Here is a 17,029-nt window from a genome sequence, read left to right as displayed (position 1 = left end):
GGGCGATCGCTATTAGTTTACCCAAACATCCCCTACTGTTCCTACATATATAGGTCTAGTGTTTACTATTTACACCTACACCTTGAGGATTGATACATTTAAGATTATCACAACCAAAATGTGGAGTCATCATTGCAGATAGATATTGAGAAGTTTGAGGATCAAGGTTAAACTCTTGCTGAATTTTTTCGTAAGCTTCTCCCTGCACTATATTGATTGCTATGTCTTGAAATTGCCGCCAAGTTAAATCAGTACCTATAAATGCTTTGGCTAAGGTAATTACCAATTCCTCATAATCATTATCTTCTAGCTTGGTCATCATTCGGTGTTCGATTTCTAATGAATCATCAAAGCAGTAATACCAGGATTTAGGTTGTTGCTTGACTACTGCTGTAAAAAAATTCTGCTGTTTCGAGCGACTAACAGCGCGATCGCTCTCACTGCACACCATTAAAATAGGTGCAGAAGGATGATTTTGAGCTTCCTTTAAAACCTGTTCTCCCAATTCCAAAAATATCTTTAATGCGGGAACTCGAAAACCTTTATAACCAAAATTACCAGAAGCATCTTTGTTAAACCATTCAAAGTAAATTGGCAAAGTCTTTATCAATAGATCGAATAATAAATTTTGATTACCTAAATACGGCGTAAACAATAAAGCACGGTCAATTTCCTGGGGATATTGCAACGCCAACCAAGCTGCTAAAGTTCCCCCAGAAGATAATCCCCCAACTACGACTTGTTCACCGAGTGTTTTTGCAATCTTCACCCACTTAAGGACAAACTCTAAATAAGCTTTAATATCTGTTGGTAGTGGTGGGGGGTTGTGCTGATTCCAATCTCCTGCTAGTCCGTGACCTGGTTGTAAAGGAACGAGGACATTGTATCCTTGATTAAATAAAGTTTTACCCAGTGGCTCAAATTGATAAGGCCCGGCTGTAAAGCCATGTAGGAATAGACAAACTTTTGCTGTTTTGTGGGGATGAACAAAGAATAGAGAACGACAGGCTGCATTTCTCAGTCCAACTTCTGACTCTGATTGCTGAACTTTCTCAAGGATATCTATCATCTTCTGGTTGTTTCCTCCCATTAATAGATTTATAATTGAGGTAAGAAAATCATACTATCGTCTCGAAAATAAACATAGACAACAAAAGATAGATAAAAAGAAATTAGAGATATTAACACTATTATTTAGGCAAAATCACCAATTAAAATTTTTGAGACACTGTTTAGATTAATATTCTATTGCCGAGGATTGAAGGAAGTTGTTGATATTGAGTTCAAGCTTTTGGCAACCTCTGACTAGAGCTTTTAGGCGTTTCTATACTGCTCTCGTGAACAAAAACTAAACTATGAAGTCTCTGCAAGATATCAAGTCAGTTAGTGTGCGCGTACTCACCCCCTCTGATGCCAAGGCATATCTTTTCGTGCGCTTGTCTGCGCTCCGGGAACAGCCACCCGCTTTCGGCTCGCTCCCTGAAGACGAACCGAATCTCTGTGAAACTGCCGTGAGGCTTGCCCAGAGCGATGACCGTTGCTTCTTCGGAGCGTTTCAAAACGAACAACTCGTTGGTATCATCCGGGTTTCTCGCTATGACGCACCCAATGAGAAGCATCGTGCGTATCTTGCGGGTTTCTACGTCTTGCCCTCGTTTCGTTGCCAAGGCTGCGGTAGAGCGCTCATCCACGAAGCGTTGAGTTGGGCAACGCATACTCCAGGTATCAGAAGGGTCAATCTAACTGTTGTTACCCAACAAGAAGCGGCAATTCGCCTGTATCAGTCATTTGGCTTCCGCATATATGGTACAGAACCGGAAACCTTTTCCAGAGATGGACAGTTCTATGATGAGCACCTGATGACCTTGCCACTCAACTCTGATAATGACCGCAACGCACAGAAACATGATGATATGGTCGGTTAGTTGCAAAGGTTATCTCATCTGTGAGCGCCAACTTTGGGCTACTTGGACAGGAATTGCCCTGTCGGTTTTGAAAAACTATAATACAGCTGTGATCCCTCCACCGCAGTGAGCAGTCGAAATGGCACAACAGATTGATTCACAAAAAGCAACCAATCCGTTATCGCTTCTGCCTTATCCGCCACAGCTTACTAGTCAAGCCTCTGGATGGAGCGGAATTTATGTTGAGCATCATCAGCAATCTGCATTCGATCTGCCAGAGCAGATTGGCTCTCAGCATATTATCTGTGTGCATCAGTTTCAGCAACCAACGCAGTTAGAGCGATCGCTCGATGGTAAGTGCCAAACCGAGGAAATTGGCTGTGGAGAAATTGCGATTATTCCTGCACAGGTCGCCCATCAACTCCGGTGGAATACTCCCGGCAATTTTACCTTGGTGATGCTTGACCCTGCACATCTTCATCGCATGGTTCAATCGTCAATTGATGTAGAGAATTTTGAACTGAAACCTCAGTCTGCAATCCCTGATCCGTTAGTTTATCAAATTGTTCAAGCTCTGAAATCGGAGTTAGAGTTTGGCGGTATGGGAGGGCAATTAATGGTGGAATCCTTAACAACAACACTCTGCGTTCATCTTCTCCGCCGTTACGCTACACGCAAACTCAATCTTCCAGAGTACAAGGGCGGGTTATCTCAAGCGCAAGTGCGATATGTCATGGCATTTATTGAAGAGCATTTAGAGCAGGATCTCAGCTTAGATGTGATCGCAAATCTTGTCCAACTTAGTCCCCACTATTTTGCAAGTTTGTTTAAGCAAACCGTCGGCCAATCCCCTCATCAATATGTTCTTCACAGTCGCATCGAACGCTCAAAGCAGTTACTCAAGCAATCAGAGTTGACAATTTCGCAAGTCGCTCAACTCATCGGCTTTCAGAATCAGAGCCATTTTACGACTGCTTTTGGCCGCATAGTGGGCTGTACGCCCAAAGCCTATCGTCATCAAATTTAAGGCAAAACGGAAGAATTGAAAAAAACTGCGGAAGAAATCGAAAGACGCTCTAGTGGCAACCCTTCTAAGCTAAGGATATTCTCACCTAGAGGTAACAGTAATGAAGGTTTTTCTCACAGGCGCGACAGGTTATATTGGTAGCGCGATCGCCACCGCACTCCAAGCTGCGAATCACGAAGTATTGGGACTAGCACGGAGTTCAACGGCACAAGAGAAACTGCGATCGCATCACATTCAACCCATTCAGGGCGACTTACATGATGCACAGAGTTTGATCAATGGGGCGCAGCAAGCCGATGCTGTAATTCATGTGGCGGCAACCAACGATGCTGAGATTGCAGCCGTTGATCAACAAGCGGTGGAAATCTTTCTCTCAACCTTGGAAGGAACTGGTAAACCGTTTATTTATACCAGTGGAACTTGGATTTTAGGCAACACAGGAGATGCGATCGCCGATGAAACTAGTCTACTGAATCCCACGCAGTTGATCGCTTGGCGGGCTGAAATTGAACCATTGGTTTTGGCTGCCAAGGAGCGTAATATCCGAGCTATTGTGATTAGACCTGCGTTGGTTTACGGTCATGGCGGTGGACTGGTGGCAATGCTCGTTCAATCTGGACTTCAGCAGGGTGTGGTGCAATTTGTGGGGAATGGTCAAAACCGATGGACGTTGATTCATGTCGAGGATCTGGCTCGTTGCTATGTGGCGGCACTCGACCATGCACCAAGCGGTTCACTCTTCATTGCCGCAGACGACCGCCAGGTTTTTCCACTGCTGGCAATTGCAGAAGCTGCTAGTCACGCTGCGGGTGTGCCGGGAAAAACGCAATCGTGGGTATTGACGGATGCCCAGCAAAACATGGGTGCTTTTGCCGATGCTTTGGTGCTAGATCAACAAGTTAGTTCAGCAAAAGCAAGGCGGGTCTTGAACTGGCAACCTCAAGGCTCTTTACTGTTCGATGAATTAAAGGGAGGGTCTTATGCAGTTCGTTGATGCGCTGCCCGTTTTGGCAGTTCTGGGTACGGGTGTCGTTTACGGTGTGGATGTATTTTTTGCGCTGATTGGTCGGCGGGCATTAGCTGAAAGTAGCGATGCGGCAATTGCGGATGTTATGGGTCGCTTACATCAAGTTGCGGATGCGCGAATGCCTATTTTTGGTGTAACTGGACTGTTAGCCACGATCGCCTCCGCAGCCGTTTCTCCCATTGGGACTACCACTATTTGGCTGAATTTGATTGCGATCGCTGGTTTGTTGGTGCAACTGAGTTTGTATTTAATCGTGGCAAAGCCGATTAATACTAAAATGACCGAAGCAGCTCAACGCAAAGAGGTTTTGAGCGATATTCGAGAACTTCAGCATCGTTGGGATAGTGTAATTGTGGCACGAGCGATCGCAATGACACTGGCAGTAGGTTGTCTGATTACGGCTACAAGTTTGCGCTAATCAATCTAGAAATTATGTTTAAATTACCGACGATTCGCTACGTGAACCGTCGGTAAAACACCTTTTATGTTGAATAAGCAGAATTTTCAGGTTGGAACTAACTCACCAGGACGCAACTTCGACCATTTACCCATTTCTCGCTTAAAGCTGAGACAACCAACAACATCCCATTCCATTTCAATCACATCATCTTTGGTGCGAATGTTAACGTTAATGGAGGGTTCATTTGGATCGAAATCTGGGGTTTCAGTCAAATGGGGTTGCTGGTGTTGTGTTTCTACGGCATTATAAGTCACACAACGGTCTACATAGTGGCAGTTTACGCAAATACACATAATAGAACCAACTCCAGGGGCCTTTATTGATAATCTAGCTTAAGCCAAGGCGTTCAGCACCACTTACTGGTTAGAGTTTTATTACAATGTCTCGATCTGTTCCTTCTAGCCTATCTCCCGAAAATTGGCCTTTCAGTCTAGAGTTGTTACCACAGCCAGCTTACATGGTGGGTGGTGCGGTGCGGGATGCGCTACTGGGGAGAAGTCGTGAATATCTAGATTTAGATTTTGTGATACCATCCAAGGCGGTGAAGGTAGCCAGAGCGATCGCTCATCATTATAAAGCTGGTTTTGTCTTACTCGACCCAGTGCGGCAAATTGCGCGGGTGGTTTTTCCTCATGCTACAGCCGACTTTGCTCAACAGGAAGGCAACAGTTTAGAGACTGACCTGCATAGAAGAGATTTTACAATTAATGCGATCGCCTACAATCCCCACACCCAAGAAATCATCGACCCCCTCAACGGTTACGCCGATTTACAGGTAGGTGTATTGCGGATGGTAGCCAAAGCCAATTTAGAAGATGATCCTTTACGTTTATTACGCGCCTATCGTCAAGCGGCTCAATTAGGTTTTACCATCGAACCAGCAACTCAAGCGACAATTCGGGATTTAGCATCACATCTAACTCAAGTAGCAGCCGAACGAGTCCGGGTAGAGATTGGTTATTTACTAGCAACCCCTCACGGTAATTCTTGGATAGCTACGGCGTTTGCAGATGGTTTACTCAAACAGTTTTTCAAACACGCCACAGATGAAAGCTTGCGTAAATTAACAGTGGTTGATGAAATAGCGGCTATGCTTGCTCAACATTGGCCTCCGTTGGGTGTAGAACTAAAACAATACGTCCGTGACACAGTAAAAACCACTTGGTTAGGTATTACCAAACTCGCTTGTCTTGTCCACCCAGATCCTACCGTGGCAGAAATTGAGCTACAACAACTTACCTACAGCCGCGCCGAGATTCGCGCTGTAACTACAGCCTTAAGACTCTATTCTCAGCTAAAAACAGCGAATACCTTGCGTGAACAATATTTCCTGTTCCAAGAAGCAGGTAGGATATTTGTAGCTACTACTGTTTTAGCTTTAGTACACGATACTTTGGTAGAGGCGATACCCGGCGACAATCGGCTATCCGTTTACTCACCATTGATCACCCGCTACCTGAACCCCGATGATCTGGTCGCTCATCCCACTCAGCTAGTAAGTGGTAAAAATCTAATGATAGCACTCAATATTCCTGCCTCGCCACTTGTGGGGGAACTGCTCACCCAGATTGCTGTAGCCAGAATTGAAGGTAAAATCGCCACAGTAGAAGATGCGATCGCTTTTGCTAGAGGGCTACTTGCATCTTAAAACCCTTACTTTCATCCGCTCCTAATTATTCTGCATCATCGTTACCGAAAGTCACACAAGGACTATCAATTTCTTGAGCAGGTTGGAATGAATTGCAGAAAATGACAGTAGCACAGTTTACACCTAATTCTTCAGGATGGATACAAGTAAGCGCTCCCTTTACCTCAACACAAAAAGCGCAATCGCCGCATATAGTTTGATTCAACGTATCTGGGGAACACGAAGCAGAGGAAATGTCCTCTTCCGTCTGCTTCTTTTGCTCAAAGTGTTTGTTGATATACATTCGATGTTTTCTGGCTACTTTTTGCCTAAGCACCAATAGGTATCAAACCTATTCTGACTTTTTGTGCCACTGTCCATTATCCCCTTTTTCATAGTCACGCTTCACCGCACTCCAAGCAACACGGAAAGCGCTTTCTTCAGTATCGTATTCTTTAGCTGCGTTATTAAATGCTGCTAGAAAAATCTCTTGCGCGTGTTTGGGTAAGTGTTCTTTGATAGAATCTGGTAAATCGCCAATCTCTTTGTAAGGCATAACTTTCACTTCCTTCAAGCCAGTAGAGTTGCATCGCAAAGGGAAGATTAGCCGTATGGTTAGTCATCCTAACTCACATATTGCCTGCGAAAAGCGATACTTACATCTCCTTGTGGGGTAATACCAAATCGTAATATTGTTGTATTATTTAAGATAATGAGAAGTGTCTGATGGTATGTATTTATCGCTGATGTCACAACCTCAGTGCCAAATAAAAAGGCGGAAGAATCCGCCGTCTGGTAAATCTACAGTGTGCTTTATTAATAACCATTATCTGTGCTGATTTTGAAGAATATGTGACATAAGTGTGGCGATCGCTTGACTAAAATTTAATTGGTGTTAACTTATCTAAAAACTTCAGCATAGCCGCAGCAACAGCATTTGGTGACTCAATCAAGAAACCATGACCACCATGATCTAAAACCATCAGTTCGGCATGGGGTATTGTTTGCGCTAATTGCTGGGAAAATTTTACTGGGGTAAGAATATCCTGCTTACCTACTAAAACCAAAGTAGGACAGAGGATATTTTGCAGGCGGTTTGTAGTATCGCAGCCTAGAATAGCTCGACTTTGATGATAGATGCTATGACTCTTTGGTGCAAAGGGATAGTGTACAGCAAATTCAATTAACTGGTCTATCATCCCCGGAATTGAGTAGAAAGCATCTGTGAAAATCCAAGGTAATACCACTTGTTCATACAAGCGCAAATCTATATGACGGAGAAGGTCGCCCCAAGTAGCGATGATACTATTAAACAAGCCGTCACCCTTGGCTAAAGAGGAAAGTAGTAGCAAACTTTGGGCTTTTTGGGGGTACGCTAAGACAAATTCTTGAGCAATTTGACCACCCATAGAATGACCGCCTATGTGTACCCTATCAATGCCTATATGATCAAGCAATGCAGCAACATCATCCGCCATTTGCCTAATAGTATAGGGGCTATCAGGGGCAGAACTGCGCCCCATTCCCCGGTTATCTAGACGAATTACTTGATACTGGGAAGTTAAGGATGGCATGATTAATGACCAATAAGAATGGTCGCACAGTAACCCAGAAATTAAAACCAAAGGTTTTCCATTTCCTTTGATGTCGTAAAACAAATCAATTCCATTTACATGAACCTTTGGCATATTCGTTATTGGTCATTAGTCATTAGCAATTCTTTCCATACCAGAGTAAATATTAAACCTTTCCCCGCGTAGAAAACCAATTAATGTAATACCAAATTCTTGAGCTACAGATACGGCTAAACTACTAGGGGCGGAAACTGAACAAACAATGGGTACGCCAGCAGCTACAGACTTCTGCAAAATTTCAAAGCTGGAGCGTCCGCTAACCATAAGAATATGATGATTGAAGGGTAACTCGTCACTCAGCAACGCCGTACCAATTAATTTATCTAGCGCATTATGTCTACCGACATCTTCTTGCAACTTTAAAAGTTGTCCTTGGGAGTTGAAGATAGCCGCAGCGTGTAAACCACCTGTAGTGGTAAATAAACTTTGAGCAGCCCGGAGTTGATCTGTTAGGCTGTAAATTAACTCTGGTGTTACCGTTGTCTGCGAAGAAATGACAGGATAATTCCGCAGGCGCAAAGCTTCGATGCTGGCTTTACCACAGACTCCACAGGCGCTATTAATATAAAAATGACGTTCTAGAGGTTGTAAGTCTGCAATTAAGCCTGAGCGTAATTCTACATTAACGATGTTGTAGCGCTGTTCACCATCGAGAGATTCATCTACACAGTAGCTAATACGTTGAATATCTTGCTTACAACTAATCACCCCTTCACTATAAAGGAAGCCTGCCGCTAGTTCAAAATCAGCGCCGGGAGTCCGCATAGTCACGGCTACGGTACGCTTTGGGGAAACTATGCGAATTTCTAACGGTTCTTCGGTGGTGAGATGGTCTTGTCGTAGTCGCTTTTTACCATTCTCAACTACCCAAACTGGGGTTTTAATTTTGCTTTTAGTAGAAAGTTTCATTGATGGCTTTGATGATTAAGGTTTTACTGTTATTGCTAACCGTAACCCTAAAGCACCCAATAATGAATTTAGGCTGTAAAATTCAACTTCACAATTCCTCCGTAAGCTTCTATTACATTTTTCAGTGCCTTACTTAACATCCTTGGGTCGTTTTCTTCTAAGACAACTTCGATATATGCTGCTGCTTCTAATGGATCTTTCAGGTCTTGAATCAGTTTTTCGTGATAGCTTCTACTTCTAGACATCATCTCTACTCCTGTAGTCTTCCCAATATTCCTTGGCTTTAGCAATATCTTTATAGCGTTTACCAGTCTAATGAAGTACAGTAATTAAAATAAATCAGTGTATCTACTCAAGGGTAAAAATGAAACCATATTCCCTGGACTTTCGCCAAAAAATATTTGATACATACTTGTCAGGTGGAATATCACAACGTCAATTAGCAAACAAATTTTGTGTCAGTTTAGGTTTTATTGAGAAATTACTAAAGCAATATAGAGAAACAGCAAGTATCGCTCCTAAAGTTAGGACAAAACAAACTCCTCCAAAGCTCAACGAAGAACAAATTAAGATTCTGGAAGAAATAGTCGAAGCTAAGAATGATTCGACTTTATCAGAAATCCGCTTCATTCTCAAAGAAAAAACAGGAATAACAGTTGGTATATCTACGGTAGACAGGATGTTACAGAGGAGAGAAATAAGCCTTAAAAAAAAACATTGCACGCTGACGAAAAAGAAACTGAAAGAGTTCAATTATTAAGGGTACAGTTCTGGCTTCAACTTCATGGGATACCAGAGGAAAACCTTGTCTTTCTTGACGAAGCCGGAGCTAATCTATCTTTAATAAGACACTCCGCCCGTTCTAAAAAAGGTAAAAGAGCGCATGGGTCACGACCTCAAAAACGCTGTAAAAATGTTTCCATAATTGGAGCGATTGCTCTTAAAGGCGTGATTAGTCAATATAGTATTTTAGGAGCATCTGACGGGCTGACATTTGAGGCTTATATTTCTCAAAAATTAGTTCCTCTTCTGTGGGAAGGCGCTTGTGTAATCATGGATAATTGTTCAATTCATAAAGGTGGAGATATTGAGAAATTAATCGAAGCTGCTGGAGCTAAATTGATTTATTTGCCACCATATTCGCCGGATTTTTCACCAATTGAAAACTGTTGGTCAAAAATTAAAAATTTACTACGTTCTATTGGAGCTAGAAGTTATCCAGACTTAGCAAAAGCAATTGAAAGTGCTTTTAATCAAGTTTCGTTAAATGATATTTATAATTGGTTTACCCATTCTTGTTACTGTACTTCACCAGACTGAGAAACGCTATATCCCTCTTCTGTCACTTTCCGAAATAAGCAAGTAGTAAATAACTGAAATTATCCAGAAGAGAAAAAAGGTTTAAATTGGTTCATTGTAAAAATTAGGTGATTAAATCCAAGCAATAAATCGGAATTGGGAAAAACATTTAGCCAGGGATAAATCAACCAAAATAATAAAAGAGGTTGAACAATTAAACGAAGATTATTTAAAGTATTCTTCCATCCAGAATCATGATTCCATTGTTTATGGTTAGAGAAATCTACACAACTAATACAAGCACTGTCATGTATTTCTGTTTCAGAAGGAGCTTGATTTAAGGATAAGAAAGGTGGAGAACTTAAACTAATCATTGTGTAGACACAAAAAATAATCTCCCACCATTTCTCAATATGTTGAAAATTTGTAAATCTGTAGTCTGTCCAGCCCAGTTCCTGTTTACACTGCCAAAAACCATATTCTACCCAAGTTCTTAACCCATATAAGTCGCCTAAAATTTTCTTGAGGTTCCCTGAAAGATTAGTCATGACAAATGAAGTAGAATTTTCTGGCATAGTTTCTGGATCAGTTGTTATTTCCCAGTAAGTTATGGCTCCTTTTTTACCATAAACTATTTCTCTAATATATCTAGTTTCTGATTTTTGGTTACTAAATGTTCTTTCAAATTTGCACCACTTATTCGCCCTAACGCTCTGCCCTGCTGGCAGCCAGACTCCATGATTACTTCTGATTGATACCACATAACCTAAGCCATATTCAGCCAGTTTTCTAATAAATTGGCTACTTTCACCATACAAACTATCAGCCAATACTAATTCAATATTGAAATCTAATTCCATTAACTCTGTAATTATTTCTGATGCTAACTCTATTTTAGTTTTATATTTATCTGAATCCTTTAGTGTTCCTTTTGGTTTAAATACTTTGAAAATTAATGGGAAAGTTATGTTGGCATAAACTCCATAAGCGTTAACTGAAACTATCCCTTTATCTACTTTTCCCACACTTCCTAAATATTGTCTAGCTACATAATCTGTCTTTTTACCTTTTTTTCTGTCTCCGGTTTCATCTATTACTACCGTAATTGTCTGACCATTTAATGCTCTTTTTATTTTCTTTAATCTTCGGCTCTTCAACTCATTTACTGACCAGTATGAATTGGCTATAAAATGATGTAATGATTGGGCTGAGTTTATACTGACTACTTTTGCTATCTCTGGTAATGATTTTCTTTTGATTGGTGAAATTATGCCTAAGTGTAAATATTTGAAACATTCATAATTTCTTACTTCTTTGAACAGGTCTTTGTACTCTGCACAATATTCATCTACGAGCGCAACTGTTGGCTGCGCATCTCTTGCCAAATGTTTCAGGATTTGTAATTCTACATCCATTGCCCTGCTTTCCTTCCAGAGTTTTTTCTTTTCATCCTTTTATTTAGAATACTCGGAAAGTGACAGAAGAGGGATAGAACTGAGAGACAAGATCAAAATTAACACTATACATTCTAGTCTTTCCCAAAAGTGGCAAGACGAGTAATAATTCTATGCCCCTTAATGGGATATGCTTGAAAGTAATTTATAAAAACTATTTCAAAGATATCCCCCTATCAAATAGGGATAAATTAGCTTTAAGAAACACTTACGGTGTATGATTACTAGGCTTCATTTCTTTGACAGTTTGAGAAACCCTGTATTTACGAGGCTTTACGCTGCTCAAACTACTAATTTATTAGGAGATGCGCTGACTTGGGTAGGTTTGGCTCTGCTGGCTTTTGAGTTAGCTGGAGATCATAGCGCGGTTGTACTTGCCTTGGCATTGACGTTGCGGATTAGTGCCTTTGTCTTGCTGTCTCCCTTGGCAGGGGCTTTAGCTGACCGCGTTGACCGCAAATCGATACTGGTAGGAACGCATTGTGTACGGATGGTAATTGTCAGTCTGTTGCCTTTTGTGACACAAGTGTGGCAAGTGTATGTGTTAGTATTTGCTCTTAATGTCTTCAATGCTTTTTTCACACCGACTTACCAAGCTACAATTCCTCTAGTGACTGGAGAGAATGATTATGCAGGTGCGATCGCTCTTTCTAGTGCCACCTACCAATTACTTGGTGTACTTGGCCCTGGTATTGCTGGCAGCGTCGCCGCTTTCATCGGTGCTAGACAGGTTTTCTTTTTGGATGCTCTGACTTTTCTTGTGGCAGCAGTATTAATTTTTACTCTCCCTGGTCAGTTAAGAGTAGAGTTAAATCAACAGCCATCAACTAAGAGTAGTAGAACTTGGCGAGACATTAAAGACGGTACAACCCGCCTGCTGAGTGATGCACCCATTCGATACGCACTCTTTATGCAGTTGGTTGCATCCATTGCCGGAGCGCAGATTTTGGTCAACACCGTTGGCTATGTCCAAGGGACACTGAAACTAGGAAATGTGCAGTACGGCTGGGTAATGGCTGCTTTTGGTATTGGCGCAACGCTGTCAGCAGTAGTTTTTGGTGCAATCAGTCAACGCTTTGCCCGAATAACTTTTGTGTTATTCGGCGCGGTTTTGATAACTTTGTCTCTACTGCCTGCAAATTATACTTCTTTAAGTGTATTGATGATTTTGTGGCTATTGGCTGGTTTTGGACAAAATTGTGTAAACTTACCCACCCAAACATTAATTGCCGATCGCATTCAACGTGATGCCCAAGGACGGGTTTACGGCGCACACTTTGCTTGGAGTCATTTATGGTGGGCAATTTCCTATCCCTTAGCTGGATGGCTGGGAAGCCAATTTCCTGAAAGTGAATTTCTGTATGCCAGCTTTGTTGGTTTTGCACTGCTGGCTGTGGTGCAACTTACCCTAAGACCCCCAGTGGATGAGAATGAACACGTCCATGAAAACATTTGGCACGAACACTTACACATCCACGATGAACATCATCAGCATGACCATCACCAAGGAATACTAGAATCCGAACCACATACCCATCCCCATCCCCATCAACACAGATTAATGCGTCACTCTCACCCCTACTGGGTTGATACTCATCATCCTAGAAGATAGCGGATCAATTAAAAGAAGAATGTGTCGGTAAAGATAGTGAGCAGGGCAGCAACTGAGGCAATTTTAGTAATAAATTGGGCAGGAGCTTCTTTGTCTGTAAACATACCAAGTACAAGTGTTGTGAAAGCAAACACACAAATACCATTTAAGGCATCCGCCCAAGAAATTCGGAGATAGGGATGATCAACATTTAGATGTATTGTTGACCGATTAAATTCAATACTCCAATTCCAGAGAATAGATGCAACTGCTGTTGTAATGGCAGTTGCAATTTGTGTTTTTTTAGCTGTGTTAATTTTGAGTATTTTTAACAGTCCGACAACAATTAGCCCATTTAGTATTGACCAAAGGAATATGTAAGGCGTGAGATAGAAAATGGGAGTTTTCAAAAATTGGATCATACTCAAGCCTATTTCAATTTAGCAGTCAAAATTCGCAGAACAGATTGATTGCCAACACGCTCAAGGGGTAAGTAAACGTTGTGCGTTTGCGGATCTACAGTGACATGATATTTTTTCTAACTAAGCTGATCGCATCATTGGCAAATCCTGGATAACACGGCTTAATATACAAGATTTTGCAACAATATTTATCAACAATGCTCATAGACAATATTTATACATAAATTTTTCTGTAATCGTATATAAATGCTCATTTAAGTGAGATAGGGTTTGTTCAGCGATCGCTTTTGGTACGCCGCCATAGTATGCTTGAGCGATCGCACCTGTTATACAAGCTATAGTATCGCTATCACCACCCAAAGAAATGGCGTTGCGAATGGCATCTTCAAAGCTGGTAGATTCTAAAAAGGCGATAATTGCCTGGGGTACTGAGCCTGGACAAGTGGCATCATATTGGTAATGCGGTCTGATTTGGTCTAAGGTTTGGTCTAGGTTGTAACCGAAGGTATTGTGAATGTAGGATTTTATCTCGGCTTTATCATGACTGGTTCTAGCCAGAAAGATAGCCGATGCGGTTGCTTGTGCGCCTTTGATGCCTTCTGGGTGGTTATGGGTGACGGCTGCACTACATTTAGCTTGTTCTAAGACAGTTCGCAAATCTGGGAAAGCAAAGGCAATGGGACTGACTCGCATAGCTGCACCATTGCCAAAACTATTATATGGTTGAGTGCTGTTAGATTTCGCCCAGTTGCTAAAGTTCCGCCCATAGCCTGCATACAGATAGCGGCGATAATACCACTTGAATTGGTCAATGTATTTACTGCTTTGAGGTAATTCGTCTGTATTAAGAATTACATCTGCTACCGCCACAGTTAGCACTGTATCATCAGTAAAACGACACTGCCTGCTAAATAGGGGAAAGTCTTTAGTTTTGATACTGTATCCTTCATAGACTGAACCAATGATGTCACCCGCGATCGCACCCAGCATATAATCTTTACTTGGTAGTCTTAGGCTTGTTTTTCCAGGCTCACTACCGCATTATAATCAGGTACACCTTCAAGCGATCGCTTGCTTTTATCTAAAAGTACATTTCCTTCGGGCCAATGTACCTGCAAATTACCTGACTGAATAGGTGCAATGTAGACTCGCCCTGCCAACTCTCCTAAGTGATTCCTCAGAATTACTTTATCACCATCTTTCAAACCCAAACTCGCCGCATCATGAGGATTCATTAAAACAGCCTCGCGTAACGCCCCGGTAATGGCATCTTTGGCTTCCTGCACCATACTGTTAAATTGTTTACCCCGGCGAGTCGCTACCCAAAAATGACCAGGGGGTAATTCTTTTTGGGGAGGAGTCAAAACAGTAAAATGGGCTTTCCCATCGGCTGTAGGGAAGTTCCACCCAAAACACAGGTGAGAACCGCCGTACTGAAATTGGTCGCCTGCTTGCTGCAAATGTTGAATCCCAGCGTACATGGGGACGACCTGAGCAATTTCTTGGCGCATACTGGCTGTATCAGCAAAGCTTAACTTATGGGCTAATTCTGGTTTAACTCGCCTTGCCAATTCTAGAAAAACTTCCCATTCTGGACGCGCTTCCCCGATACGTGGCCCTGGTATTTCTGGGCTGAAAATGACTCGGCGTTCGGTGTTGGTTTCGGTGACTCCCCCAGGAATTTCATAGCGCGTAGTGGCGGGTAAAAGTACAACTGTATCTGCTGGTTCTACCAACATCTGACTCGACAGCACAATATCCATATGTACCCGCAAGGGTATCTGTTTTAATGCGCCTTCTACATAATCTGGTTCTGGTAATACTTCGAGGAAATTACCACCCACAGAAAACAATACCTCTAATTGACCCCGATAGGCGGCATCAATCATTTCTGGGGCAATTAAACCCTGAGTTTCTGGGACGGGAAACCCCCAGTGTTGACTTAGTTGGGCAGCATTTTGGGCGTTGATGGGTTTACCACCAGGAAAAACCGTAGCATAACATCCCATTTCCGCCCCACCTTGCACCCCAGAATGACCGCGAATAGGCATTAAACCGCAGCCTTCCCGCCCGACAAAGCCTTTAGTCAGGGCTAGGTTGATAATACTTTTGACATTATCTTCGCCGCATTCGTGTTGGGTGATGCCCATACTCCAAACAAACACGGCTTTATTCGCCTCTCCTACCATTTTGGCAAAGGCGTACATTTCCTCGCAGGATGCACCGGAAATCCTTTCTAATTCTTCCCAAGATTGATGATCTAACGCTGCTTTGAGTTCGGTAAAACCAGAGGTGTAGTTGTTGATAAAAGATTCATCCACCCAACCGTTAGCAATCATGTGTTTGATTGTACCGTTCAAAAAAGCCATATCTCCGCCCAAGTTGACCAAGAAGAAGTCCTCGGCAAACTTAGTACCAAATAAAGCACTTTCCACAATTGAGGGAACCCAATAGCGTTCCATCCCTGGTTCCCGATAGGTATTAATGACGACAATCTTCGTTCCAGCTTTCTTGGCGTAGTGGAGATATTTAACGGTGACTGGTTGATTATTGGCGACGTTGGAACCGATAAATACTAATAAATCAGTACCTATCCAGTCTTTATAAGAACAAGTGGTTGCCCCTGCACCCAAGGCAGCTTTTAACCCGGCTGTGCTGGGAGAATGACAAATACGGGCTGCATTATCTATATTATTTGTCCCTATAGCCCGGACGGCTTTTTGGGTGGCGTAATAAGTTTCGTTGACAGTGCCGCGACTGGTAACATAAAAACTGAGTCGGTCTGGTGTGGTGGAACGGATGCGATCGCTAATTACATTTAAAGCTTCATCCCAACTTACACGGCTAAAACCTTTTTCCCCCCGCCGCCGCATCATCGGGTAAGGTAGCCTACCTAAGTCCCGTAATTCGCTGCTTTTGCGCTGGACTAACTGAGAAACATCAGCCAAAACTTGCTCATCAAAGGCTGGCATAGTATTCATGCGTAATAGTCGCAAGCGCACATTGCATACATGAATACCATCCACCGTCCAATCTTTCATGCCAGTTGTACCTAAAGCACAACCATCACACACACCCTTATTTAAAATCTCCCAGGCATAAGGCAACCTGTCACGGGATAACCACATAGCCCGAAACACTTCCCAATAGTTGTTAGGGTACTGTTCACCAATGCCAAACGGTTTCCAACTTGCCCAGTGCTGAGGAGTCCATCTTTTCTTGGGTTTACGCAGCATAAATGTTGTGTGAGCGTTAGCAAACTATTTCTTATAGACTACCGTTTTGAGTAGAAATTGAGTAGCACAGATAAAAAACCACCGATATAACAAATATTTCTTTAGACAGTAGAGCGATCGCTGGGATTTTAATTCTGTTGACTGAACCTTTTCAAATCGATGACCAAATTGTTTTTAAAGACTTTCTAGCGACAAGCCGCTTCGCGTCTACGCTCTCGTCAACGTGAAGGTTGGCCATCTGGGAGAGGTGAAGTACCAAAACCTCGCCGCATCAGTGATTCACTTAGGCTACTTTCTCAAGCCCGTTCTTCACAAGATGGTAAAGGCAATGGCAATTCTTAAATTAAGGAAAAATCAAAGGTTTTGTGATTGACAAAATCTACCAATTGCAATTAAAGATTCATCACTAAGGCTGACGCAAAAACGGGAGAATTTTTGA

18 protein-coding genes and 1 pseudogene are annotated in these 17,029 nt (G+C 42.3%); 8 read left to right on the top strand and 11 right to left on the bottom strand.

The annotated features are described in order from the left end of the window. Positions 1-55: 55 nt before the first annotated feature. Positions 56-1,090 carry an alpha/beta hydrolase gene (locus tag NSMS1_RS24910; RefSeq protein WP_224087364.1) on the bottom strand — a complete coding sequence of 345 codons (1,035 nt, stop codon included), beginning with the start codon at positions 1,088-1,090 and terminating at the stop codon, positions 56-58. A 265-nt stretch (positions 1,091-1,355) separates the two neighbouring features. On the opposite strand from NSMS1_RS24910, the gene NSMS1_RS24905 reads away from it, so the two are divergent. The 4 genes from NSMS1_RS24905 (at position 1,356) to NSMS1_RS24890 (ending at position 4,376) form a co-directional block, all read left to right on the top strand. Beyond that, on the top strand, positions 1,356-1,925 hold the full coding sequence (locus tag NSMS1_RS24905) for a GNAT family N-acetyltransferase (protein WP_224087363.1): 570 nt from the start codon (positions 1,356-1,358) through the stop codon (positions 1,923-1,925). A 118-nt stretch (positions 1,926-2,043) separates the two neighbouring features. Then, positions 2,044-2,931 carry an AraC family transcriptional regulator gene (locus tag NSMS1_RS24900; RefSeq protein WP_224087362.1) on the top strand — a complete coding sequence of 296 codons (888 nt, stop codon included), beginning with the start codon at positions 2,044-2,046 and terminating at the stop codon, positions 2,929-2,931. Positions 2,932-3,031: 100 nt separating this feature from the next. Further along, positions 3,032-3,925, top strand: coding sequence for an NAD-dependent epimerase/dehydratase family protein (locus NSMS1_RS24895; protein ID WP_224087361.1), 894 nt, complete (start codon positions 3,032-3,034; stop codon positions 3,923-3,925). Continuing rightward, positions 3,912-4,376, top strand: coding sequence for a DUF1772 domain-containing protein (locus NSMS1_RS24890; RefSeq protein ID WP_224087360.1), 465 nt, complete (start codon positions 3,912-3,914; stop codon positions 4,374-4,376). The genes NSMS1_RS24895 and NSMS1_RS24890 overlap by 14 nt, the downstream gene beginning before the upstream one ends. Before the next feature lie 86 nt (positions 4,377-4,462). On the opposite strand, the gene NSMS1_RS24885 is transcribed toward NSMS1_RS24890, so the two are convergent. After that, the gene (locus NSMS1_RS24885) at positions 4,463-4,711 is read right to left on the bottom strand and encodes a Ycf34 family protein (RefSeq protein ID WP_011320529.1); all 249 of its coding nucleotides are present in this window, start codon (positions 4,709-4,711) and stop codon (positions 4,463-4,465) included. An 86-nt stretch (positions 4,712-4,797) separates the two neighbouring features. On the opposite strand from NSMS1_RS24885, the gene NSMS1_RS24880 reads away from it, so the two are divergent. After that, positions 4,798-6,066, top strand: a complete 1,269-nt coding sequence (locus NSMS1_RS24880; protein WP_224087359.1) for a CCA tRNA nucleotidyltransferase — start codon at positions 4,798-4,800, stop codon at positions 6,064-6,066. 25 nt (positions 6,067-6,091) lie between these two features. Here NSMS1_RS24880 and NSMS1_RS24875 read toward each other — a convergent pair whose 3' ends face one another. The 5 genes from NSMS1_RS24875 to NSMS1_RS24855 all read right to left on the bottom strand — a co-directional run bounded on the left by NSMS1_RS24875 (position 6,092) and on the right by NSMS1_RS24855 (position 8,833). Next, positions 6,092-6,349, bottom strand: coding sequence for a hypothetical protein (locus tag NSMS1_RS24875; protein WP_317986536.1), 258 nt, complete (start codon positions 6,347-6,349; stop codon positions 6,092-6,094). 48 nt (positions 6,350-6,397) lie between these two features. Further along, a complete protein-coding gene (locus NSMS1_RS24870) occupies positions 6,398-6,601 on the bottom strand; it encodes a ChaB family protein (protein ID WP_224087358.1) in 204 nt (67 codons plus the stop codon). A 322-nt stretch (positions 6,602-6,923) separates the two neighbouring features. After that, on the bottom strand, positions 6,924-7,733 hold the full coding sequence (locus NSMS1_RS24865; protein ID WP_224087357.1) for an alpha/beta fold hydrolase: 810 nt from the start codon (positions 7,731-7,733) through the stop codon (positions 6,924-6,926). 15 nt (positions 7,734-7,748) lie between these two features. Continuing rightward, on the bottom strand, positions 7,749-8,588 hold the full coding sequence (fdhD, locus tag NSMS1_RS24860) for a formate dehydrogenase accessory sulfurtransferase FdhD (RefSeq protein WP_224087356.1): 840 nt from the start codon (positions 8,586-8,588) through the stop codon (positions 7,749-7,751). Between the two features lie 68 nt (positions 8,589-8,656). Next, a complete protein-coding gene (locus NSMS1_RS24855; protein WP_317986535.1) occupies positions 8,657-8,833 on the bottom strand; it encodes a hypothetical protein in 177 nt (58 codons plus the stop codon). Positions 8,834-8,952: 119 nt separating this feature from the next. On the opposite strand from NSMS1_RS24855, the gene NSMS1_RS24850 reads away from it, so the two are divergent. After that, positions 8,953-9,908, top strand: a protein-coding gene (locus NSMS1_RS24850; protein ID WP_263432530.1) for an IS630 family transposase whose coding sequence is annotated in 2 segments (ribosomal slippage) — positions 8,953-9,295 and positions 9,295-9,908 — 957 coding nt in all. Because the reading frame shifts where the segments join, the coding sequence is not laid out codon by codon here. A 59-nt stretch (positions 9,909-9,967) separates the two neighbouring features. On the opposite strand, the gene NSMS1_RS24845 is transcribed toward NSMS1_RS24850, so the two are convergent. Continuing rightward, positions 9,968-11,302: an IS701 family transposase gene (locus NSMS1_RS24845; protein WP_224086148.1), complete on the bottom strand. Its 1,335-nt coding sequence runs from the start codon at positions 11,300-11,302 to the stop codon at positions 9,968-9,970. Between the two features lie 259 nt (positions 11,303-11,561). On the opposite strand from NSMS1_RS24845, the gene NSMS1_RS24840 reads away from it, so the two are divergent. Next, positions 11,562-12,953, top strand: coding sequence for an MFS transporter (locus tag NSMS1_RS24840; RefSeq protein ID WP_224095346.1), 1,392 nt, complete (start codon positions 11,562-11,564; stop codon positions 12,951-12,953). 8 nt (positions 12,954-12,961) lie between these two features. Here NSMS1_RS24840 and NSMS1_RS24835 read toward each other — a convergent pair whose 3' ends face one another. The 3 genes from NSMS1_RS24835 to NSMS1_RS24825 all read right to left on the bottom strand — a co-directional run bounded on the left by NSMS1_RS24835 (position 12,962) and on the right by NSMS1_RS24825 (position 16,590). Beyond that, positions 12,962-13,354, bottom strand: a complete 393-nt coding sequence (locus NSMS1_RS24835; protein WP_224087355.1) for a hypothetical protein — start codon at positions 13,352-13,354, stop codon at positions 12,962-12,964. A gap of 201 nt (positions 13,355-13,555) precedes the next feature. Next, complete coding sequence (locus tag NSMS1_RS24830) at positions 13,556-14,344, bottom strand: ADP-ribosylglycohydrolase family protein (RefSeq protein ID WP_224087354.1); 789 nt, start codon at positions 14,342-14,344, stop codon at positions 13,556-13,558. Between the two features lie 20 nt (positions 14,345-14,364). Next, complete coding sequence (locus NSMS1_RS24825; RefSeq protein ID WP_224087353.1) at positions 14,365-16,590, bottom strand: FdhF/YdeP family oxidoreductase; 2,226 nt, start codon at positions 16,588-16,590, stop codon at positions 14,365-14,367. Positions 16,591-16,800: 210 nt separating this feature from the next. Between NSMS1_RS24825 and NSMS1_RS24820 the strand changes: the two are divergent. Next, positions 16,801-16,932: pseudogene (locus tag NSMS1_RS24820) on the top strand (mechanosensitive ion channel family protein); the annotation flags it as partial. Positions 16,933-17,029: the final 97 nt, after the last annotated feature.

It is taken from the genome of Nostoc sp. MS1, from assembly GCF_019976755.1.
Taxonomy (GTDB): Bacteria; Cyanobacteriota; Cyanobacteriia; order Cyanobacteriales; family Nostocaceae; genus Trichormus.
This window is presented reverse-complemented; position numbering and strand designations above follow the sequence as displayed.